Genomic DNA, 20,274 nt, shown 5'->3' with positions numbered 1-20,274 from the left:
CAGGGCCCGTCCGGTAGGCGGGGAGTGATACCGGACAGGCCCTGGTGGTCTTCGGGTGCTTCGGTGCGGGTCAGTTCCGCTGCAGCACGACCGTGGTGTCCGGCGGCAGCAGGACGCCGTTCTCGCTCAGCGGGCCCGAGGCCAGGAGGGGGCCGGCGCCGGCAGGGAGCGGGATCGGCTCGGCGGAGAGGTTGACCGCGCACAGGATGCCGTTGCCGCGTTCGAAGAGGAGTGTGTCGGCCGGGCTGTCCAGCCAGTGGAAGTCCTCGCCCCGCAGGCCGGGGTTGGTGCGGCGCAGGCGGAGGGCGGAGCGGTAGAGCTGGAGCATCGAGGTGCGGTCGGCCTGGTTGGCTTCGGCGGTGTAGGACTTCCAGTCCGCGGGCTGGGGGAGCCAGGGGGTGGCGAGTACGGAGGTGCTGAAGCCGAAGGGCGGGGTGTCGCCGGTCCACGGGAGGGGGACGCGGCAGCCGTCGCGGCCGCGGAGGGTGTGGCCGGAGCGTTCCCAGATGGGGTCCTGGAGGAGTTCCTCCGGGATGTCCTCGACCTCGTAGAGGCCCAGTTCTTCGCCCTGGTAGACGTACGCGCCTCCCGGGAGCGCCAGCATCAGCAGGGCCGCCGCCCGGGCGCGACGTGTGCCGAGGGCGAGGTCGGTGGGGATCGGGCGGTCCCGGAACAGGGCCTGGACGCCGGTGTCGGCGCGGCCGTAGCGGGTGACGTGGCGGGTCTCGTCGTGGTTGGACAGGACCCAGGTGGCGGGGGCGCCGACGGCGGCGAGGGTGGTGATGCTGCGGTCGATGACCTCGCGCAACTTGCCCGCGTCCAGAGGGCACTTGAGGAAGTCGAAGTTGAAGGCCGTGTGGAGCTGGTCCGGGCGGAGGTATTCCGGCATGCGGCTGGGGCGGACGTGGGCCTCGGCGACGAAGACGCGCGGGTCGGGGTAGCTGTCGGCGATGGCCCGCCAGCTGCGGAAGATGTCGTGCAGGCCGTCGCGGTCCCAGTGGGGGTGGTCCTGTTGGCCCTCCCCTGTCAGGACTGAGAATTCGGTCAGGCCGAGGTCCGGGAGCGCCGGGTCCTTGACCATGCCGTGGGCGACGTCGATGCGGAAGCCGTCTACCCCGAGGTCGAACCAGAAGCGCAGGACCGACTCGAACTCGGCTCGGACCTCGGGGTTGTCCCAGTTGAGGTCGGGCTGTTCGGGGGCGAAGAGGTGGAGGTACCACTGGCCGTCGTCGGTGCGGGTCCAGGTGGGGCCGCCGAAGGCCGCGTGCCAGTCGTTGGGGGGCTGGGAGCCGTCCTCGCCCTTGCCGTCGCGGAAGATGAAGCGGTCCCGTTCCGGGGAGCCGGGCGGCGCCGCCAATGCCTGCTGGAACCAGGCGTGTTGGTCGGAGGTGTGGTTCGGGACGATGTCCAGGATGATGCGCAGGCCGACGGCGTGGGCCTCGGTGATCAGCTGCTTGGCCTCGTCGAGGGTGCCGTAGGCGGGGTGGATGTCGCGGTAGTCGGAGACGTCGTAGCCGCCGTCGGCCAGCGGGGACGGGTACCAGGGGTTGATCCAGATCGCGTCGACGCCGAGGTAGGCCAGGTACTGGAGGCGGGAGCGGAGGCCGGCGATGTCGCCGGTTCCGTCGCCGTCGCCGTCGGCGAAGCTGCGTATGTAGACCTGGTAGATGGCGGCCCTGCGCCACCAGTCGGCGTTGGCAGAGATCGACTTGCTCATGGCGCTCGGTCCTGACTGTCTGAAGATGGTGGGGGGTGGTGGTCAGCCCTTGACCGAGCCCTGGAGCAGCGCCTTGACGAAGTGGCGTTGCAGGACCAGGAACACGAGGATCGTGGGGGCCATGATGAGCAGGGCGCCGGCGTTCAACAGGACCTGGTCGGTGCTGTATTTGGTGGTGAACGCCTGCAACGCGCCCGCCATGGTGCGCTTGTTGGGGTCGTCGATCAGCACCAGGGCCAGCAGGAACTGGTTCCAGGTCGACAGGAACATCAGCAGCGCCAGGGATGCGATGGCGGGGCGGGCGAGGGGCAGGTGGATGTGGAAGAGCGCTCGCCAGGGGCCTGCGCCGTCCATGCCCGCCGCTTCCGACAACTCCTTCGGTACGCCGACGAAGTGCGCCCGCATCCAGAACACCGCGAACGGCATGTTCATCCCGATGAGGGGAAGGATCAGCGCCCACTGGCTGCCCAACAGGCCCATGGCCTTGGTCTGTTCGTAGAGCGGGACGATCACGATCTCGTACGGCAGGGTCAGGGTGAGCACGAGGATCGTGTAGAAGACCTTGCCCAGCGGGATCTCCAGGATGGTGATCGCGTACGCGGCCATCGTCGAGATCAGGACCGCGACCGGGACGACGCCGAGCACGATGAGCGTGCTGGACTTGAGCAGCGTCGTGATGTTGGCGATGTTCCAGGCGTCGACGAAGTTGTGCCAGTGCGGGTCGGTGGGCCAGCTCAGGCCGGAGGGGAAGGATCCCTGCGGGGCGAGGGCCGCGCTGACCATGCTCAGCAGCGGGACGACCGAGTAGAGCGCGGCGGCCGCGATGAGCGTCAGGCCAGGAGCCCGGCGGCGAAAGGTCCGCAACGTCTGCGTGCGTTCGGGCATGGTCACTTCTCCCGGAACAGGCGTTGGAGCGGGGCGACGACCGCGATCACGATCAGGGCGAGGACGACGGCGAGCGCGGAGGCAGCGCCGAGGCGGCTGTCGCTGAACGCCAGGTTGTAGACGGCGACGCCGGGGACCATGGTCTGGGTGCCGGGGCCGCCCTGGGTGGCGAGGTAGACGACGTCGAAGCTGGCGAGCGCGGCGATGATCGTGATGGTGACGCAGACGCCGATCTCATTACGGAGCCCGGGAAGGGTGACGGCCCGGAACTGGCGGATGGGGCCTGCCCCGTCGATGCGGGCAGCCTCGTACAGGCTGTTGTCGATCTTCCCGATGCCTGCCAGCAGCAGCATCGTGCACAGCCCTGTGGACAGCCAGGTGCCGATGAAGCCGACCGCGGTCAGGGCCCAGTGGAAGTCGGCGAGCCAGGCGCGGGCGAGGCCGCCCAGGCCGATGGCGCGCAGGGTCTGGTTGACCACGCCGTTGTCGGAGTACATCCACGTCCAGGCCACACCCGCGGCGGCCCCCGGGATGATCTGCGGCAGGAACAGCAGAGTGCGGGCCAGCGCCCCGGTGAAGCGGCCCTCGATCCGGCGCAGTACGGACGCGGTGATCAGGGCCAGGGTCACCGGCAGGACGGTGAAGAAGAGGATCAGGTAGAAGGCGTGGAGCAGGGAGGAGAACTGCTCCGAGTCGGTGAAGACGGCGGTGTAGTTCTTCAGGCCCACCCAGGTGGAGGCGCCGATGCCGTCCCAGTCGTAGAAGGAGTACTGGATCGACAGCAGCACCGGGTAGAAGTTGAAGACGCCGTAGAAGGCGAGGGCGGGGAGGGCGAAGAGCCAGCCGGCCCACCGCCTCGCCCGGAGCCTGTTGCGGCCCCGGGCGGCGGCGCCCTTCCTCGTCGGTCGGGGGGTGGAGGACATGGGGCTCAGCTGCTCTTGAGGGCGTCGGCGTAGGCGGTCTGGAGGGTCTTGACCATCGCGGCGGGCTCGACCTTGCCGGAGACCAGAAGTTGGAGCTGCTGGGGCAGCTTGGTGTTGACGGCCGGGGCGGCGTTCTGGATCCAGCTGTCGAAGCCGTTGTCGGCGGCGATGGCGGCGTAACCGGTCTGGATCTGCCCGGACGCGGTGCCGGACAGCGACGGCGTCTTCCCGGAGTCCGAGGTCACCGCGGCGTAGCCGTTGTCGACGGCGACCTTCGCCGCCTCGGGTGTGGTGAGGAAGTTCAGGAACAGGGCGGCGGCGTCCTTGTTCTTGGAGTGCGCGGCGATCGAGTAGGCGAGCGTGTTGCTCGTCATGCCCGCGTACTTGCCGCCCTTCTCGGCCGGCGGCATCGGGAAGACGCCGTACTTGCCCTTGAAGGTCTTGTCGATGGTCTGGGTGATCCAGCTGCCCTGGAAGAAGAACAGGCCCTTGCCGCCGGTGAACTGGCCGTACGACGCCTCCTGGTTGATGGCGTTGACGTCGGAGGCGAAGTAGCCCGCCTTGATCCACTTCTGCAGGGTCTTGGTGGCCTCGACGGCGGCAGGGGTGTCCAGAGTGGCGCCCGGCTTGTGGTTCACGAAGTCGCTGAGCTTCTGGGCGCCCATGTAGTCGCCGAGGAGCAGGTTGTAGAGGTGGCCGATCAGGCCGTCCTGGTTGGAGGCGACGATCGGGGTGATGCCGGACTTCTTCGCCTTGGCCATGACGGCTTCGAGGTCGGAGACCGAAGAGGGCACGGTCTTCATGCCGGCCTTGGCGGCCAGCGCCTTGTTGTAGAAGACACCGACGAGGGGGCCGGCCGAGCCGCCCGCCTCGTATAGCGAGCCGGAGCCGATCACGCCGTCGGACACCCGGCCGGGGGCGAGTGCGGAGGCGGGGACCTTGCCGCTCCAGCCGTACGCCTTGTCGTAGGCGTCGAGGTTGGTGAGCAGGCCGTCCTTCACCCCGCCGAGGAGGTCGCTGGGTGCGGCGAGGTCGGGCGCGGAGTCGGAGGCGAGCAGCCGTGGCAGCACGGTGTTGTAGTTGTTGTCCGCCTCGACTCGCAGCTTGACCTTGATCTTCGGGTACTTGGCCATGAAGGCGTCGGCCAGGCCCTGCTCGTAGGTCTCCAGACCGGCCGCGGAGAACAGGGTCAGGTTCGCGGGGGTGTCGGCGACGGCCGTGTTCACGGCCGTCGGCGTCGCGTTGGCAGCCGAGCCGGAACCCGAGTCCGAGCCGGGCCCGCTGCACGCGGCGAGCGTGGCCAGTGCGGAGGCCGCGGCGACGGCCGCCAGCGGGGCACGCAGGCGGCGGCCGACGGTTCTGGCGGGGGAGGTGGGGTGCTGCTGCTTGGGCATGATGCCTCCTCGCATCCATGCGGCTGCCGCTCCACTCATGGTCGGCAGACAGAGGTCGGCGTGCTTCCCGGACCGGGCCGCAGAGGAGCGTGAAGGTCGTTTCGGAAGCGTTTCCGTTGCCGAAAGACTGAGGGGGCCGACCGCGCCTGTCAAGTAACGAAAACGCAACACGCATTTGACATGCTGAAACGACCAGGCGGCCGTACAGGGCGACGCCCGGACCGAGCTGCCGCCCTGGAAGCCCTTCCGAGAATCATGGAAGCGTTTCCGAAAGTGAGTTAGCCTTCCGGCATGGCGCAGAGCTCCCAGAAGATCAACATGGCGGACGTGGCCCGTGCGGCCGGCGTCTCGATGGCCACCGCCTCACGAGCGCTCAACAACGAGAGCGGTGTCGCCGAGGCCACGCGACGCCGCGTGCTCGCGGTCGCCGAGGAGCTCTCCTACGTCGTCTCGCCCGAGGCGTCCCGCCTGGCCGGCGGCGACACCGGCCGGGTCGCGGTGGTCGTCCCGCACATCTCGCGCTGGTTCTTCGCGGCGTTGCTGGAGGGGCTGGAGTCGGTACTGCGCGCGGCCGACCTGGACGTGCTGCTCTACCACGTGGACGGCGTCGAGGACCGGCACGACTTCTTCCACCGCCTGCCGGCACGGCGGAAGGTCGACGCGGTCGTCGTGCTGGCCTTCCCGGTCGGCGAGGAGGAACAGCGGCGGCTTGAGCTGATGGGCGTCACGATCATCGCCGCGGGCGGTCAGCACGCGCCGTATCCGAACGTCTCCATCGACGACGAGACAGCCGGCCGCCAGGCCATGGACCACCTCCTCTTCCTCGGTCACCGCCGGATCGCGATGATCGCCGCGGTCGACCCCGACCAGCCGGACGAGGTGCAGCCCTCGGGCCGCTCGAACGCGTACTACGCCGCCCTGCGCAACGCGGGCATCCCCCTCGACGAACGCCTCGTCGTCACCGTCGACTGGGGCGGCGACCAGGGCGCCGACGCCATGGCCAAACTCCTCAGCCAGCCGGAGCCGCCGACCGCCGTCTACGCCCACTCCGACGAGGTCGCCCTCGGCGCCATCCGCACGCTGCGCCGGGCCGGGCTGCGCATCCCCGAGGACCTGTCCGTCATCGGCATTGACGACCATCCGGTGGCCGAGCTGACGGACCTGACAACCGTGCGGCAACCGGTGCGGGAACAGGGCGAGTTGGCTGGGCGGATGCTGCTGAGCATCCTGGGCGGCGAGGAGACCGAACACGACGTCGTCGTGCCGACCCAGCTGGTCATCAGGGGAAGCACAGCGCCGCCGCGAGGGCACGTCCAGGGCACATGAGCCGGGGAAACGGCGGCGAGCAGTGAGAACTACGGAGAGGAGTTTTCCCTGTTCAGCGCACATCTCGCCGAGAAACCCCAGGTCAGTCCCCCGCCTCTTCCAATCGCTGCACGAGTGGCAGGACTTCAGCTATCGGTTGCATGAGGCGGGGCATCAGCCTTATTTCCTTGTGTGGCCGTGACCTGGGGTTTCGGTGGTTTAGGGCGGGGTTTTCGGACCCCGCCTTCGTCATGTGCCGAGAGGGGCCGGCAGGCGACCAGGGCACATTGAGGGCATATGGGTTTGGACGAGGGCACTGATGACGTGCCCTGGGCTTCCGGCGGGTTCGGCAGGCCGCTCTGACCGGCCTTCCCGAATCGGGAACGCGCTGCCGTCCAGAACTTCGCCGCTCCAGTCAAGTGCGGTCCGCAGGGCGATCGTCGACGTCCTGGCATATCGCAGACACGGTCGGTGACCTCGAACCGATCGAGAACCGCATCCAGGACTTCACTCACCGCAGGCCAGTGGCGACCGCGGCCGAAGTACTGACGAATCAGCAGGCTGACGGTACGGCGAGAGCAGCTGGGTTCAGCGAGTCGCGCCTGATTGATCAGTGTCGGGCGCCCGTCAGGCAGATGCGTGGAAGCGTGAGCCACGCCGCCTGGCGGGGCCGGACAAGGCCGCCAGGCGGGCCCGGCGCGGGGACGGCTCCCTGTCGACCCGCCACTGGGTGGCCTCCGTCCAGGCCGAGGCGTATGCCGGCCTGGGAGGTTCAGCTCCTGCGAGCGCTCCCTCGACGAATCGGAGAGGGTCACGGACCTGACCGGCTCCGCCGACAACGGCGGCCGGCTGCGCTTCGACGGCTCCCGCCTCGCCGAGGAACGCGGCGCCCGCTACCTCCAGCTCGGCCGCCTCGACCTCGCAGAGAAGGCGCTCACCACCGCGCTCAGCCAGGACATTCCCGCCTCCGGTCAGTCCTTCCGGCGACGCGGTGCAGTCCTGACCGACCTCGCCTCCATCAGCGCCAAACGCCACGGCCTCGAGATCGACTCGCTGAGCACGACGTGACGAGGGGGAAGGCATGTCGCAGGTCGAGGGCGCACGAGTGTTCCGCGAGGCTTGGATCACCGGCGTTCGAAAGCACTTCCCCGGCGAACCGAAGCCCGGCTGTGTCGCCGACCGGCCCGGCCTGCCCGACTGGCAGAAGGAAACCGACGCCGACATCTTCGAGGCCGTCGAAGACGCCTCGAAGTAGCCGGGGTTTCGGGCATGCATGGTGCCGCTCCGTCAACCCATGGCTCGTCGAGGATCCGACCATGCTCACTCCTTACTGGCCGAGCGGGCGCCGTGACGGCGTGTCCGGTGCGCACGTCTGGCCGGAGTGCTCTCGTCGATCTGCTCGGTCGTGTCGTAGTTGCACCAGCCGGTGAGGCGTCCTTCCGTGTTGTACCTGGCCGACAGCCCGGGAGGATCCATGTGATCTTCGTGTTCCCGGACCAGGTTCTGGGGCAGCGTGACCACTGCCGTGACGCCGTGGGGCGATGAGCTGCGGAGCTGGACGCGGATGTCGTGGCGGCCGGAGAGCCGACCGACGACGAACATGCCCATGCGCCGCGCCACCGCGACGTCGACGACCGGGGGGTTCAGGAGCCTCTCGTTGGCCTCCACAAGGTCCTCGGTGGACATGCCGATGCCGTTGTCCTGGATTTCGACCTTCGCGCCGCCGCCGGACAGCAGCCGGCACGTGACGATCACCTCGCTGTCCGGCGAGGAGAACGTGGTCGCGTTCTCCAGCAGCTCCGCGATGAGGTGAACGATGTCGTTCACCGCCCGGCCGTCGACGTCCGCTGTGACCAGTCCGCGCAGCTGCACCCGCTGGTACTGCTCGATCTCGCTGATGGAGGCTCGGAGGACATCCACGAGCCGGACCGGGGCGCTCCAGCGGCGGCCCGCCTTCTCGCCCGCGAGGACGAGAAGGTTCTCCCCGTTGCGGCGCATACGGGTGGCCAGGTGGTCGAGCTTGAAGAGGCCGGCGAGCAGGTCTGGGTCCTGTTCGCCGTTCTCCAGACGGTCGATCAGCTCCAGTTGTCGTTCCACGAGACTCTGGCTGCGCTGCGAGAGGTTGACGAACATCGTGTTGATACGGCCGCGCAGGTGCGCCTGCTCGAACGCCAGCCGTACGGAGTCGCGATGGACGTCGTCGAATGCATGGGCGACAGCTCCGATCTCGTCGGTCGAGTCGACGGCCGTGGGCTCGACCTCAATGGGTTTCAGTTGCGTGCCACTGGACTCCCGCAGCAACCGGACCACCTCGGGCAGGCGGCGTTGCGCGATATCGCGGGTAGAGGCACGCAGGGTGTGCAGCGGGCCGACGATCGACTGCACGAGGACGTGCGTCACACCGATCACGAGCAGGAGGATCAACAGCTCGACGAGCGAGGCTGTGAAAAGTGAGTGCTCGGCCTGGCGCTGCTCGCGCGAGCTCTCGTCCTCGACCGATCCGACGAGCCGCTGCTCGACCCGTCGCATCAGGTCCAGTTTGCTCGTCATGGTGTCGAACCACGCGTCGGCGGCGAGGCTGGGGCGGCTGGTGCTCTGCAGGGCGAGTGCCTGCTTCTGGAGCGTGTCGGCCTTGTCGACACCCCTTCCGGTGACCGTGCGCTCGTAGAACCGACGCTGGGCGGCCGACGCACTGGACAGGAACTGGTCGGTCAATGCCTGTTGCTGCCGGCCGGCGAGGGTCAGGCTCTGGGCCTCGCTCGCATCGAACTGTCCCTCGGCCAGTACGCCACCGAGAAGTGCGCGTTGCTGAGACGCTTTCTCCGTGGCCTGGGCGAAGGTCTTGAGTGCACCGGCCCTCATGACAAGGGCCTGGCCGGCGATGTCCGGCGTGAGAAGGTCAAGGGCGTCGGTGAGCTCGGTGATCAATGCCGTGTATGCGTTGACCACGGTCGGCCAGGGCATCGTCGAACGGACCACCGTGTGGCGCAGTGACGCCACCTTCCGGCCGAAGACGTCGAACACCGCGATCTGGGTGGTCAGGGCGGAGTTCGTCCTGCGGGGGACATGAGCGGCTTCGCCACGAACCCGGGCCAGCGCCGCGTCTGTCTTCGAGCGCTGCGTGTCGATTCGGCTCGTGTTGCCCGAACGGCCCGCGGCAACGTGGAGGGCGGTGAGATCGCGTTCGTCCTCGATCTCCTGCAACAGCGCCGTGCCCTTGTCGACGACACGGACGAGTTGGCGGGCATTGTCGATGTCCTGTGCGTTCTGCACGGCGGATCCGACCCGCAGACCTCCCAGTACGAGCGCGGTGACGATCGGGATGACCACCACGGCCAGCAGCTGGGTCCGCACGCTCCAGTTGCTCGGGGCGAACCGCCTCTGGTTGCTGCCCCGTTGTCCTTGCACCACTTGCCCTCGCATTTTCTCCCCGCCCTTGAACGTGCGCGATCCAGGGGTGCGTCCACGCATGCGGACGCTGACTACGCGTCGGTCTCGGACCTGTTGGAGACCTCGACCACTTCCTCGGCGGCGAGGCCGCCCTCGCCGCCGTGGGCCAACCGAACGAGCAGGGATTACCGATAACCGTCCGCACGCCGCTCGCCCGCGGAGCTGACGTCGGCGAGGGCGGACAGAATGAGCACGGTCGACGCCGCGCCGGGGTCTTCGTGGCCGATGGTGCGGGCACCGAGATAGCTCGCACGCCCCTTGCGTGCCTGCATGCCGGCGGTCTGCTTCAGGCCCCACTCGGCGGCGTCGGACGCCGCGCGGGTGGCCTTGGCCAGGTCGCCGCCGGTGTCGATGACGGCCTGGTAGGCGGTCACGGCCGGACTGAGGGCGTCGATCATGGTCTTGTCTCCCTCCAGCGCCGCGCCGATCCGCTGGATTCCGGTGAGGGCGGCTGCCAGCGCGGCCCCCAGTTGTGCGGCGGAGACGTGCGGTTCCTGGCCCAGGGTTCGCGCGGCCTGCCGGAAGCCGGTGCCGTACAGCGGCCCCGAGGCCCCGCCGGTCTTGCTGATCAGTGCCCGGCCGACGGTGGCGAGCACCGCACCCGGCGTGGACGGGTTGGCTTCTTCCAGCGTCGCCACCGCCGCCTGCAGGCCACGGCGCATGTTGATGCCGTGGTCGGCATCGCCGACGGCGGAGTCGAGGCGGGTCAGACGATCGGCGTTCTCGGTCACCGATCGGGCGGCCTCATGGATCCAGGCCCGGAACATGCTTGCATCCATCGTCGTCCCTCTCCCTCGTACGATCTCGTACGGACTCGTACGGTCCGGCGTCGATGGCCTCGGCCGCTCAGCGTCCCCAGCGCAGCGCGGGGGTCACGACCGGGGCATCCCACAGATGGGTGAGCTGTGGCGTGAGCCGGCACACGGTGATCGTGCAGCCGGCCATCTCCAGGCTGGTGACGTAGTTGCCGACCAGGTTGCGGGTGATCCACACGCCGTGGCCGGCGAGCCACTCGGCGACCGCGGCATACACCACGTACAGCTCGATCAGCGGGGTGCCGCCCAGGCCGTTGACCATCACGAGCACGTCGCCCGAGAGCGGCATGTCGGCGTGGATGGCGTCCAGTGCGACACCGACGAGCTCCCTGGCGGAGGTGAGCCTGCCGCGGGCGCGGCCGGGCTCGCCGTGGATGCCGACGCCCAGCTCGACATCGTCCTCGCCCAGCTCGAAGCCGGGTTTGCCGGACGCGGGCACCGTGCATGGAGTGAGCGCCACCCCGAAGGAACGGGACCGGTCGTTGACCTCCCGGCCCAGAGCCGCGGTCGTGCCCAGGTCCGCGCCGAGTTCGGCGGCCGCACCGACGACCTTCTCCACGAACACCGTCGCCCCGGTGCCGCGTCGGCCCGCCGTCCACGTGCTGTTCTCCACTGCGACGTCGTCGTTGACCACGACGCCCTCCACCCGCACGCCGTCGTCGGCGGCCAGCTCGGCTGCCATCTGGAAGTTCAGTACGTCGCCGGTGTAGTTCTTCACGATGTGCAGGACCCCCGCCCCGCTGTCAACGGCCAGCGTGGCAGCGAGAATCTGGTCGGGCACGGGAGAGGTGAACACCTCACCGGGGCAGGCCGCGTCGAGCATCCCGTATCCGACGAAGCCGCCGTGCAGGGGTTCGTGCCCGGATCCGCCGCCTGAGACCAGGCCGACCTTCCCGGGGGTCGGCCCGCCCGCGCGGGCGATGTAGCGGTCGGAGGCGTTGACCGTCAGCGACGGGTGCGCGGCGGCCACACCGACGAGAGCGTCGTCGAGCACGTGATCGGGCGAGTTGATGAGCTTCTTCATGCTTGCGGCCCCTTCTTCTCACGGCAGCGAGGGCCGGCAGCACTGCTCGACGAGTTGCCAGACCTCTTCGGGGGTTTCGCGGGTGAGGGCGACGGCGGCCAGGGAGGCACAGGTGTCGTGGCGGAGTCGGCGGATGCGGGCGCGGGCCTCGTCGAGGGCGGCTGGGCCGACCGAGAGGCTGTCGCAGCCGAGGCCGATGAGGAGGGGGGCCACGAGGGGGTGGGCGGCGGCGTCGCCGCAGACGGAGACCTGACGATCGTGGCGATGAGCGGCGGTGACGACACGGGCAATGGCGTCGAGTACGGCGGGGTGTGCCGCCATCGCGGGTGTGGCGGTGGGGTCGCGCCGGTCCAGTCCCAGAATCTGGCAGGTGAGGTCGTTGCTGCCGATGGAGAAGAAGGAGGCTTCGCGGGCGAGGTCGTCGGCCGCGGCGACCGCTTCGGGAAGTTCCACCATGATGCCCAGGGGCGGCACAGGTACGCCGGCTTCGGTGGCCGCGGCCTCGATCAGGCGTCGGCAGGCGCGCAGTTCGTCGACGCCCGCGACCATGGGGATCATGATGCGCAGGTCGGTGTCGGCTCCGGCGCTCAGCAGGCTGCGGAACTGGTCGGCGAAGGCGTCGGGTCGGGCGAGCATGAGGGGGAGACCGCGCCCGAGCCGTCGGCCCTCACGGCCCTCGGCGAGGAACGGCGGCAGTTTGTCGTCGGCGAAGTCGAGCGTGCGAGCCGTGACCACCTGCCCGGCGAGAGCGCGCAGCACGGGGACGAGAGTGGCCGCGTGCTGCTCGCGGGTGGGCCACGCCGGATGGTTGAGGAAAGGCAGCTCGGTGCGGAGCAGGCCGACACCTTCGGCACCCGTGGTCAGTGCCGTGCGGGCCTCGGCCGGCGTGGCCACGTTGGCCCGCAGCACGATGCGGTGCTGGTCGAGTGTCTCGGCGGGCAGGTGACGCTCTCCGGCGAGGGCGAGCCTGCGGGCCCGGGCGGTCTCCATTGTTCGCAGGGCCCTGGTGCGTTCCTCGTCGTCGGGATGGGCGACTGCGCCGGCCTGATCGGCGTCGAGCAGGATCTCCTGCCCGTCCGGCAGTTCGAGCAGCTGGGGGTCGACGCCCAGGAGGAACGGGATGCCCAGCGAGCGGGCGACGATCGCGGCGTGCGAATTCGGGCCGCCGGTCACGGAGATCGCGGCTGTCACCGTCAGACCGGGTTCCAGCAGGTCGGCGGCGCCGATCTCGTGGGCGACCAGGACGAGCGGCTGGTCGGTGGCGGGGCCCGTCCCGCCGTGGAGGTGGGCCAGGACGCGGCGGCCGACCTGCCGGACGTCCGCCGCCCGTTCGGCGAGGGTGGGATCGTCCAGGGCGGCGATGGTTCCGGCGTAGGCGTCGATGGCCTGGCGGACGGCAACGGGTACCGGTTGGCCGTCGTTCGCCCTCTTGACGGCCTGGTCGCGCAGATCCTGGTCCTGGGCGATGTAGCTGTTGACCTCCATGATGTCCGCCTGTTCGTCCTTGCCCTGTGCGCGCAGCGCGGCGGACAGGTCGAGCAGGCGGGCGGCTATGGCGTCGAAGGCGTCGGTGATCTGCTGCGTGGGGTCGCCGTCGGCGCGGTGGGGCAACGCGGTTGTGGTGAGTGGCCGGTCGGTGCGGTGGACGATGCCGAGGGCTGTGCCGGGCGCGGCGGCGTGCCCGGTGTAGGCGCGGCGGCCGGTCATCGGGCCCCCAGCGACCCGGCGCGGGACCCCAGCGTCTCGGCGAGGGCGCGGAAGACCAGGGCGGTGGAGGTGGCGCCGGGGTCCTGGTGGCCGATGCTGCGGGCGCCGAGGTAGGAGGCGCGGCCCTTGCGGGCCTGCATCGGGGTGGTGGCGCGCATGCCCTCTTCGGCGGCATCGGCGGCGGCCACGGCCGCGGCGGCCAAGTCGGCCCCGGCGTCGGCCTGTTGCCGGAAGGCGGCCAGTGCAGGGGCGTAGGCGTCGATCATCGTCTTGTCGCCGGGTGCGGCCGCACCGAGCTTCTGGATGCTCGCGAGGCCGGCGGCCAGTGCGGTGGCGACCTGCTGTGTGTCGGCGATGGGGGTGTCCAGCGCCTTGCCGATGGCGCGGAAGGCGCCGCCGTAGAGCGGTCCGGAGGCGCCGCCGACGGTGGAGATGAGGGTGGTGCCGGTCTTGACCAGCACGGCCCCGACGGTGTCCGGCTCGTAGTCGGCCAGGGCCGTGACGGCGGCGGAGAAGCCACGGTGCATGTTGGTGCCGTGGTCGGCGTCGCCGATGGCCGAGTCGAGCTGGATGAGGTGGTCCTTGTGCTTGTCCACGGCGGTTGCGATGGCCTGCACCCACGTGCGGGCGAGGTCGGTGTCCACGGAGTCTCCGTTCATGGTCGGTACGGGGCTGGTCAGTACGAGGCTGGTCGGCGGTTGGTTGAGCCGGGGGTGGGGGAAGACGCGAAGGGTGCGGTCCGGGCGGGCTGACAGCGGGAAGGACCCGGCCCGGCCCTCGCGTCGCGCGTGGCCCCGCCCCCGGCTCGGTCAGATGCCCCAGCGCAGGGCCGGGGTGTTCACGGGAGCGTCCCACAGGGACAGCATGTCGGCATCGGCCTTGCACACGGTGACGGAAACACCGGCCATGTCCAGGCTGGTCACGTAGTTGCCGACGAGGTTGCGGGCGATGACCACGCCCTTTTCCGCGAGTGCGGCGGCGACCTCGTTGAAGACCACGTACAACTCGATGAGAGGGGTGCCGCCCAGGCCGTTGACCATGACGACGGTCTCGTCACCGGGGTCGAGGGGCTGGTCGGCGAGGATGGCGTCCAACGCGGTGGCCACGATGGCCTTGGCGGGGCGGAGCTTCTCGCGGCGCCGTCCGGGTTCGCCGTGGATGCCGACGCCGACCTCCATCTCGTCCTCGGGCAGATCGAATCCGGGCTTGCCGGAGGCGGGGTTGGTGCAGGCGGTCAGCGCCACGGCGAAGGACCGGGACGCGGCGTTGACCCGCTTGCCCATGTCGGCGACCTCGGTGAGGCTGGCGCCCTGCTCGGCGAGGGCTCCGGCGATCTTCTCGACGAAGACGGTGGCTCCGGTGCCCCGGCGCCCGGCGGTCCAGGTGGAATTCTGGACGGCGACGTCGTCGTCGACCAGGACGGTCTCCACGGTGATGCCTTCCTCGGCGGCCAGTTCGGCGGCCATCTGGAAGTTGAGGACGTCGCCGGTGTAGTTCTTCACGATGAACAGCACGCCCGCGCCGCCGTCGACGGCCTGGGCCGCGGCCAGCATCTGGCCCGGAACGGGAGAGGTGAAGACCTCGCCGGGGCAGGCGGCGTCGAGCATGCCGCGTCCCACGAAGCCGCCGTGCAGGGGTTCGTGCCCGGATCCGCCGCCGGAGACGAGAGCGACCTTGCCCGGCTTGGTCCCCGCGGCGCGGGCGATCACCTTGTTCTCCGCGTCGACCTTCAGGCCGGGGTGGGCGGCGGCGATGCCGGACAGCGCCTCGGCCAGCACCGCTTCAGGGGCGTTGATGAACTTCTTCATGACAAGGGCTCCTCAAGCGGCGGCGACCGGCTCGGCCGTCGCATCGGTGGTGGTGGCGGTGGCGGTGCCACGGCGGGCGTTCAGGGCGACGTACAGGAAACCGGCGGCAACCGCGCCCAGGACCTCGGCGATCAGGTAGACCGGCAGCTGGTTCCAGTGGACGGTGCCGTTGAAGACCTGGCCGATCAGCATGGGGCCGATCGTGCGGGCGGGGTTGATGGACGCGCTGGTGGCGGGTGCGACCACCATGATGATGGCGAACACGGCCAGCCCGATGGCGAGTCCGGCGAAGCCGCCGGCCGAGCGACGGTCGATGGCGCCGAAGACGACGAAAGCGAGGATGGCGGTGCCGACGGCTTCGGCGAAGAAGGCTTGACCGGCACTGACCTGGGGGCCGTACGAGGCGATGCCCAGGCCGACGGTGACGGCTTGGTGGCCGAGCACCCCGATGATCGCCAGGGCTCCCAGGACCGCGCCGACGACCTGGGCGGCTATGTAGCCGGGGACGTCCCGCCAGGGCATCTTCCGCGTCGTGGCGAGCGCGAGGGTGATGGCCGGGTTGATCTGGCAGCCGGAGATGTGGCCGATCGCGTAGATCATCGCGATGACGACCGTGGCGAACGCCAGCGAGATCATGCCCAGGTCGGCGAAGGTGAACGGGGCCTTGCCGTTGACGATGAGCGTCGCGGGGACCGAACCGACGCCGATGAACACCAGCATCGCGGTGCCCAGCATCTCGGCCAGGAGCTTCTGTGAGTAAGTGTTTTCTTCCATGGAAGGCGCCCAGCGCCTAGCGGCGGCTTGGGCGTCTCACCTCCTCCGCGTGGAGCGGGCTGTGAAGGGGGAGGTGGCCGCCAGGTGGTCAGGGTCGGGCAACCTGGCGGCCGCTCAGGGGAAGCCGGGGAGCTTTGAGCTTCCGGCTGCAAAGTGTTCATCATGGATGAACGTTGTTCTGGAAATTAAGGCCGCGTTTCCGGCCTGTCAAGGGCTTCGGCAGCTCTGGGTTCCGTAGATACAAAGAAGGCCCCTCGGCAGCTGCCGAGGGGCCTGGTTCAGGGGGCGGGACGGCGGACAACTGCCGCCGCGTTCGGGTCAGGTCACCGTGCTGCGTGCGGCCGTCCCGCGGGGGGCACCCAGGTCGCGGGAAAGGTTGCGGGCGGTCTCCCGGACGGCGACGGCAAGCTCCTGACGTGCCGGTTCGGCAAGCAGCCGCTCCACGGGGCCGACGATGCCGAGAGCGCCGACCACCTCACCGGAACGGTCGAAGACGGGAGACGCGATCCCCGCGTCCCCGATGGCGGACTCCTGGTCCTCGATCGCATAGCCCGTCCTGAGGACGTCCTTCAGCTGACCTGCCAGCTCCTCCGCATCGGTGATGCTGGCGCCGGTGAGCACCGCCGGCTCACCCGCGAGCAGCCGCTCGCGCTCGCCGGCCGGCAGGAAGGCTGCGATGGCCTTCCCCAGGGCACACGTGCTCCACGGGATGCTGGCGCCCACCTCAAGGATCTGCACGGCCCCCTCGGGCCGGAACGCATGGTGCACCACCAGGACGTGGTCGCCGGTGAGCACGGCCACCCAGACCGCCTCGTTCGTCCGGTTCGCAAGCTGGTCCGCCCAGGTCAGTGAGCGGGTCCGCAGTTCCTGAGTGTCCAGGTAGGCGTTGCCCAGTTGCACCAGGTCGGGTCCGAGCTGGTACTTAGAGCTGTCCCGGTCCTGTACGACCAGCCCCTCGGCCTCCAGCGTGCGCAGCAGCGCGTGCACGGTCGGCTTGGCCACGCCCAGACGGTCGGCCAACTCGGTCACTCCGAGCCGGGGCCCGGTGGACGCGAGCTCCCGCAGTATCTGCACCGCCCGCTGCACCGCCTGCACCATCGAAAATTCTCCCTGGTTCACTATTGCTGAACAGTGTTCCGACATTTACGGTAACTGTTCATGAGCGCATCTGTCGGCATCGTACTCGTGTCCCACAGCGCCGAGCTCGCCGCGGGCCTTCGCCTGCTGGTGGAGCAGATCGGCTCCGACACGGTTCCCCTCGCCACCGCCGGAGGCACCGACGACGGCAGGATCGGCACCAGCTACGACCTCGTCCTCGACGCCATCAGCAGCGTCGACCGCGGCGGAGGCGTCGTCGTCCTGCCCGACCTCGGCAGCTCCGTCCTGACCGCCCGCACCGTCCTGGAAGACCATCCCCGCCCCGACGTGCTGATCGTCGACGCGCCCTTCGTCGAAGGAGCCGTCGCAGCCGTCGTCACCGCCGCATCCGGCGCCGACCTCAAGACCGTCGCCGACGCCGCCAAGGAGGCCCGCCATGTCCACAAGCTCTGAGTCCGCCACCACGACCGCAACGACCCCGTCCAAGCACGAGACGGCCGTCGTCCTGCCCGCCAACCTCCACGCCCGGCCCGCGGGCCAACTCGCCCGCGCCGCAGCGACATTCACCAGTGCCATACAGCTGGAGTACGGCAACCGGACGGTCAATCCGACCGGAGTCCTCGCCGTCATGGGCCTGGGGGCCACCGTCGGCAGCACCGTGACCGTCCGCGCCGAAGGCCACGACGCCGAACAGGCCGTCGCGGCGTTGACGCAGATCCTCGCCACCGCCGAGTGATCCGTCCGCCACCGGTGGCGCGGAACCGGCCTCCGCTTCCGACATGAGAAACAAGAACCAGTGGAGTTGGCCGAGGATGAGCGTCCCCGCCACGAATACATCTGACGCAGAAGCAGAAATGGCCCAGCACTCGCAGGCCGAGCTGGTCTGCGCGCTGCCGCACATCCCCGAGGCCGTCTCCGTGGTACGCCGACGGGCACGCACCGTCCTCACCCAATGGCGCGTGCCCACCCCGACGGCCGACGACGCCCTCCTGGTGATCTCGGAGCTGACCACCAACGCGATCGTCCACGCACGGCCGCCGGCAGTGCTGCGGTTGTCCCTGCCCGACGTCGGCGGCCGCCGCGCCCTGCGCATAGAGGTCACCGACTCGGGGCCGGTACCTCGACGACGCCCGTCGCATGACAGCCCCCACCCTGCCGATCACAGGGAAAACGGTCGCGGGACCGGCATCGTCGCGGCCCTCTCCGCACGACACGGGGTATCCCGCCATCCCGAGAGGACCACCCGGTGGGCGGTTCTCCAGATGGGGGCTTGACCGGGGCATCAGCCGTACTGCCTGGTGTGGCCCCGAGCTGGGACTTCCCGAACGGCGGGCCGCGAACGCCAAGGGCGGGACCCTTTCGAGTCCCGCCCCGGGGGTGTGTCCGGCCGAGCTCCTACGACACGTGGAGCGTCGTCGTCTCGCCGCCGGTCTTCGGGATGTACTTCTGCGTCCACGTCCATGCGGCGCTGCCGATCTTGTAATGGAGCTCGATCGACGAGTTCTGCTTCCACCAGTAGTTCCAGCCGGTGGCGCAGGTGTGCGGGTTCGCCTTCCAGATCGGGCCGTCGACCCAGTCGTCGTGCTGGTTGTAGCCCTTGGCCCAGAACAGCAGGGTCCCGTTGGAGTCGTTGCAGACCGTGATCTGTACGGCGGAGACCGGGTCCGTGCTGGCCGTGGCGGGGAAGGCCACACCGCCGAAGACGGCACCCGCGGTCAGGGCCGCTATGGCGAACTTCCTTCTGATGTCACGCATTTCACTACCACCGTCCTGTTCAAGTGAGGGGGATCAGCTGAGCAGCCCTTTGGACTTCAGCCAGGTCCGCGCCGCGTTGGCGGGGGACTCGCCCGCGTCGACGGAGGAGGCGAGCGCGGACAGTTGGTCCGTCGTGAGCGCCGAGTTGAGGCGGGCGAGGGCTTTTCTCGCGGCCAGGCCCGCGTAGGGGGCCTGGATGAGCGGGAAGACGTGCTCGGGCGGGATGACGCCCTCGGGGTCGGTCAGCACGACCAGCCGGTCACGGGTGATGACGGGGTCGGTGCCGCGCAGGACCAGTACGTCGGCGGTCGCCGAGGTGCCGGCACCGGTGAGAGTGACGCCGTACGCCTTCTTCAGCGAGGCGGGCGTGGGGGCGTCGGGGGCGGAGGACGCCGAGCCGCCGAGGGTGAGGCGGCTGCCCGCGTCAGCCAGGTCGGAGAGATTGTGCAGGTCGTGGCGCCGGGCCGTGGCCGCGGTGACCGCGAGGACGACGCCTCGCTGGGCGGCGGCCGGAGGAAGGGCGGTGATGCCCATCGGCAGCGCCATGCTCAGCGTCGCCGGCATGTTCCCGGGCAGGGTGTCCCCGCCCGGGAACGTACGCAGCAGGGTGCTCTCGTACGCGGGAGCCAGCCCGAGTCTGCCCGCCACCACGGCCCGGGCGGTGGCGGACGGAGACGAGTAGTGGGTCTTCGCCGTCTCCACCTTCTTCCCCGCCCTGGTGAGGAGTTCGGCGTACATGGCCGCCACCACCCGGCTCTCGGCCGAGGTGTCGGTGCCGATCACCGTCGGGCCCTCGCCGTCCGCGTAGGACGTGTTGGGCTTGTTCTGCGCGGCCGCCGCGCACCCGGTCAGCAGGACCAGGGAGCAGACGGCGGCCGCCGCGAGGCGGAGTCGGAGCCGGGGGCGGGTTACTGGAAGCACGGAGCACCACATGCTGTCGGCCGGTCTCAGTTGCAGTGGGCGGAGCGGTCGCCGGAGGTCATCGGCGCGTCCTTGAAGTTGACGTAGCCCGAGTTGGGGTTGTCCTTGTTGAAGCCGGACGACTGGTAGTTGTTGACGTACCAGATGTAGTGGCCGTAGTAGCGCTTGCCGAAGTGGATCTCGTACCAGCCCTTGGCCTGCTGCTTGGCCGTGCCGCGCTCGATCCAGCCCTTGTAGCCGGCCGGCACGTTGACCGTGTTGCTCTCGGTGTCGCTGTGCGACGCCTCCCAGCTGTGCGAGTACGTGGTGCTGACGCCGACCGTGAACACCTCGAACCACTTGTATTCCGCGCTGATCGAGATGCCGAAGGTGTTGGTGGAGCCGGTCGTGTCCTGCCAGTCGATGCGGTGCTGGTTGGTCTGGCTGGCGCAGTTGTACGCGATGCTGCCGACCTGGTGATTCGGACCGGTGTACGTCCAGTAGTCCGTCGCGTGGAACTGGCACAGGTCCGCCCAGCTGCAGGCGTCCAGGAGCTCCTTGGTGGTGGGGCTGTCGGCGGCGGAGGCCTGCGGGGCCGCCATCAGCGAGGCGCCCAGCGTCAGGGCGGCCACGGCCCCGGCGGTGCGGAGGGTGCGCTTGGGGGAGGCGGATTTGCGGCGTGCGAATGCCATCGGGCTGCTCCAGTGAGTGGGGGGTGG

The 20,274-nt window shown here is 69.6% G+C and carries 20 protein-coding genes and 1 pseudogene; 6 read left to right on the top strand and 15 right to left on the bottom strand.

Annotated features, from left to right (window positions below):
* Positions 1 to 70: 70 nt before the first annotated feature.
* Genes ACFY10_RS38010 through ACFY10_RS37995 form a run of 4 tightly spaced genes read right to left on the bottom strand, consistent with a single transcriptional unit; the run spans position 71 to position 4,919 of the window.
* Complete coding sequence (locus ACFY10_RS38010) at positions 71 to 1,717, bottom strand: glycoside hydrolase family 13 protein (protein ID WP_390669860.1); 1,647 nt, start codon at positions 1,715 to 1,717, stop codon at positions 71 to 73.
* A gap of 42 nt (positions 1,718 to 1,759) precedes the next feature.
* Positions 1,760 to 2,602, bottom strand: coding sequence for a carbohydrate ABC transporter permease (locus tag ACFY10_RS38005; protein WP_390669859.1), 843 nt, complete (start codon positions 2,600 to 2,602; stop codon positions 1,760 to 1,762).
* Between the two features lie 2 nt (positions 2,603 to 2,604).
* Positions 2,605 to 3,525, bottom strand: coding sequence for a carbohydrate ABC transporter permease (locus ACFY10_RS38000; RefSeq protein ID WP_390669858.1), 921 nt, complete (start codon positions 3,523 to 3,525; stop codon positions 2,605 to 2,607).
* Positions 3,526 to 3,530: 5 nt separating this feature from the next.
* On the bottom strand, positions 3,531 to 4,919 hold the full coding sequence (locus ACFY10_RS37995) for an ABC transporter substrate-binding protein (protein WP_390669857.1): 1,389 nt from the start codon (positions 4,917 to 4,919) through the stop codon (positions 3,531 to 3,533).
* A gap of 291 nt (positions 4,920 to 5,210) precedes the next feature.
* On the opposite strand from ACFY10_RS37995, the gene ACFY10_RS37990 reads away from it, so the two are divergent.
* The 3 genes and pseudogenes from ACFY10_RS37990 to ACFY10_RS37980 all read left to right on the top strand — a co-directional run bounded on the left by ACFY10_RS37990 (position 5,211) and on the right by ACFY10_RS37980 (position 7,479).
* Positions 5,211 to 6,245 (top strand): LacI family DNA-binding transcriptional regulator, encoded by a 1,035-nt coding sequence (locus ACFY10_RS37990; RefSeq protein WP_390669856.1) that lies wholly within the window; start codon positions 5,211 to 5,213, stop codon positions 6,243 to 6,245.
* 658 nt (positions 6,246 to 6,903) lie between these two features.
* Positions 6,904 to 7,268: pseudogene (locus ACFY10_RS37985) on the top strand (transcriptional regulator); the annotation flags it as partial.
* A 37-nt stretch (positions 7,269 to 7,305) separates the two neighbouring features.
* Entirely contained in the window at positions 7,306 to 7,479 is a 174-nt protein-coding gene (locus ACFY10_RS37980; RefSeq protein WP_390670036.1) for a hypothetical protein, read from the top strand.
* A 65-nt stretch (positions 7,480 to 7,544) separates the two neighbouring features.
* On the opposite strand, the gene ACFY10_RS37975 is transcribed toward ACFY10_RS37980, so the two are convergent.
* The 8 genes from ACFY10_RS37975 to ACFY10_RS37940 all read right to left on the bottom strand — a co-directional run bounded on the left by ACFY10_RS37975 (position 7,545) and on the right by ACFY10_RS37940 (position 16,900).
* Entirely contained in the window at positions 7,545 to 9,578 is a 2,034-nt protein-coding gene (locus ACFY10_RS37975; protein ID WP_390669854.1) for a nitrate- and nitrite sensing domain-containing protein, read from the bottom strand.
* A 221-nt stretch (positions 9,579 to 9,799) separates the two neighbouring features.
* Positions 9,800 to 10,453 (bottom strand): dihydroxyacetone kinase subunit DhaL, encoded by a 654-nt coding sequence (dhaL, locus tag ACFY10_RS37970; protein ID WP_390669853.1) that lies wholly within the window; start codon positions 10,451 to 10,453, stop codon positions 9,800 to 9,802.
* Between the two features lie 67 nt (positions 10,454 to 10,520).
* Positions 10,521 to 11,513: a dihydroxyacetone kinase subunit DhaK gene (dhaK, locus tag ACFY10_RS37965; RefSeq protein ID WP_390669851.1), complete on the bottom strand. Its 993-nt coding sequence runs from the start codon at positions 11,511 to 11,513 to the stop codon at positions 10,521 to 10,523.
* 18 nt (positions 11,514 to 11,531) lie between these two features.
* Positions 11,532 to 13,220: a phosphoenolpyruvate--protein phosphotransferase gene (locus tag ACFY10_RS37960; RefSeq protein WP_390669849.1), complete on the bottom strand. Its 1,689-nt coding sequence runs from the start codon at positions 13,218 to 13,220 to the stop codon at positions 11,532 to 11,534.
* On the bottom strand, positions 13,217 to 13,879 hold the full coding sequence (gene dhaL, locus ACFY10_RS37955) for a dihydroxyacetone kinase subunit DhaL (protein WP_390669848.1): 663 nt from the start codon (positions 13,877 to 13,879) through the stop codon (positions 13,217 to 13,219). Before dhaL (ACFY10_RS37955) ends, ACFY10_RS37960 begins: the two co-directional genes overlap by 4 nt.
* 150 nt (positions 13,880 to 14,029) lie before the next feature.
* Entirely contained in the window at positions 14,030 to 15,028 is a 999-nt protein-coding gene (dhaK, locus tag ACFY10_RS37950) for a dihydroxyacetone kinase subunit DhaK (protein WP_390669847.1), read from the bottom strand.
* 12 nt (positions 15,029 to 15,040) lie between these two features.
* Positions 15,041 to 15,802: an MIP/aquaporin family protein gene (locus tag ACFY10_RS37945; protein WP_390669846.1), complete on the bottom strand. Its 762-nt coding sequence runs from the start codon at positions 15,800 to 15,802 to the stop codon at positions 15,041 to 15,043.
* A gap of 318 nt (positions 15,803 to 16,120) precedes the next feature.
* Positions 16,121 to 16,900 carry an IclR family transcriptional regulator gene (locus ACFY10_RS37940; protein ID WP_390669845.1) on the bottom strand — a complete coding sequence of 260 codons (780 nt, stop codon included), beginning with the start codon at positions 16,898 to 16,900 and terminating at the stop codon, positions 16,121 to 16,123.
* A gap of 60 nt (positions 16,901 to 16,960) precedes the next feature.
* Here ACFY10_RS37940 and dhaM point away from each other — a divergent pair, with 60 nt between their 5' ends.
* The 3 genes from dhaM (at position 16,961) to ACFY10_RS37925 (ending at position 18,174) form a co-directional block, all read left to right on the top strand.
* Positions 16,961 to 17,353, top strand: a complete 393-nt coding sequence (gene dhaM, locus ACFY10_RS37935) for a dihydroxyacetone kinase phosphoryl donor subunit DhaM (RefSeq protein WP_390669844.1) — start codon at positions 16,961 to 16,963, stop codon at positions 17,351 to 17,353.
* On the top strand, positions 17,337 to 17,636 hold the full coding sequence (locus tag ACFY10_RS37930; protein ID WP_390669843.1) for an HPr family phosphocarrier protein: 300 nt from the start codon (positions 17,337 to 17,339) through the stop codon (positions 17,634 to 17,636). Before dhaM ends, ACFY10_RS37930 begins: the two co-directional genes overlap by 17 nt.
* Positions 17,637 to 17,754: 118 nt before the next feature.
* Positions 17,755 to 18,174 carry an ATP-binding protein gene (locus tag ACFY10_RS37925; protein WP_390669842.1) on the top strand — a complete coding sequence of 140 codons (420 nt, stop codon included), beginning with the start codon at positions 17,755 to 17,757 and terminating at the stop codon, positions 18,172 to 18,174.
* 121 nt (positions 18,175 to 18,295) lie between these two features.
* On the opposite strand, the gene ACFY10_RS37920 is transcribed toward ACFY10_RS37925, so the two are convergent.
* The 3 genes from ACFY10_RS37920 to ACFY10_RS37910 are packed head-to-tail and all read right to left on the bottom strand — an operon-like array spanning position 18,296 to position 20,247.
* Complete coding sequence (locus ACFY10_RS37920) at positions 18,296 to 18,655, bottom strand: hypothetical protein (protein WP_390669841.1); 360 nt, start codon at positions 18,653 to 18,655, stop codon at positions 18,296 to 18,298.
* 33 nt (positions 18,656 to 18,688) lie between these two features.
* Positions 18,689 to 19,576 (bottom strand): glycine betaine ABC transporter substrate-binding protein, encoded by an 888-nt coding sequence (locus ACFY10_RS37915; RefSeq protein WP_390669840.1) that lies wholly within the window; start codon positions 19,574 to 19,576, stop codon positions 18,689 to 18,691.
* A 26-nt stretch (positions 19,577 to 19,602) separates the two neighbouring features.
* Positions 19,603 to 20,247, bottom strand: coding sequence for a hypothetical protein (locus tag ACFY10_RS37910; RefSeq protein WP_390669839.1), 645 nt, complete (start codon positions 20,245 to 20,247; stop codon positions 19,603 to 19,605).
* Positions 20,248 to 20,274 lie beyond the last annotated feature (27 nt).

The sequence above is a fragment of the Streptomyces sp. NPDC001401 genome, from assembly GCF_042895385.1.
Lineage (GTDB): Bacteria > Actinomycetota > Actinomycetes > Streptomycetales > Streptomycetaceae > Streptomyces.
The sequence above is the reverse complement of the archived record's forward strand: the minus strand, read 5'-3'. Positions and strand labels throughout refer to the sequence as shown.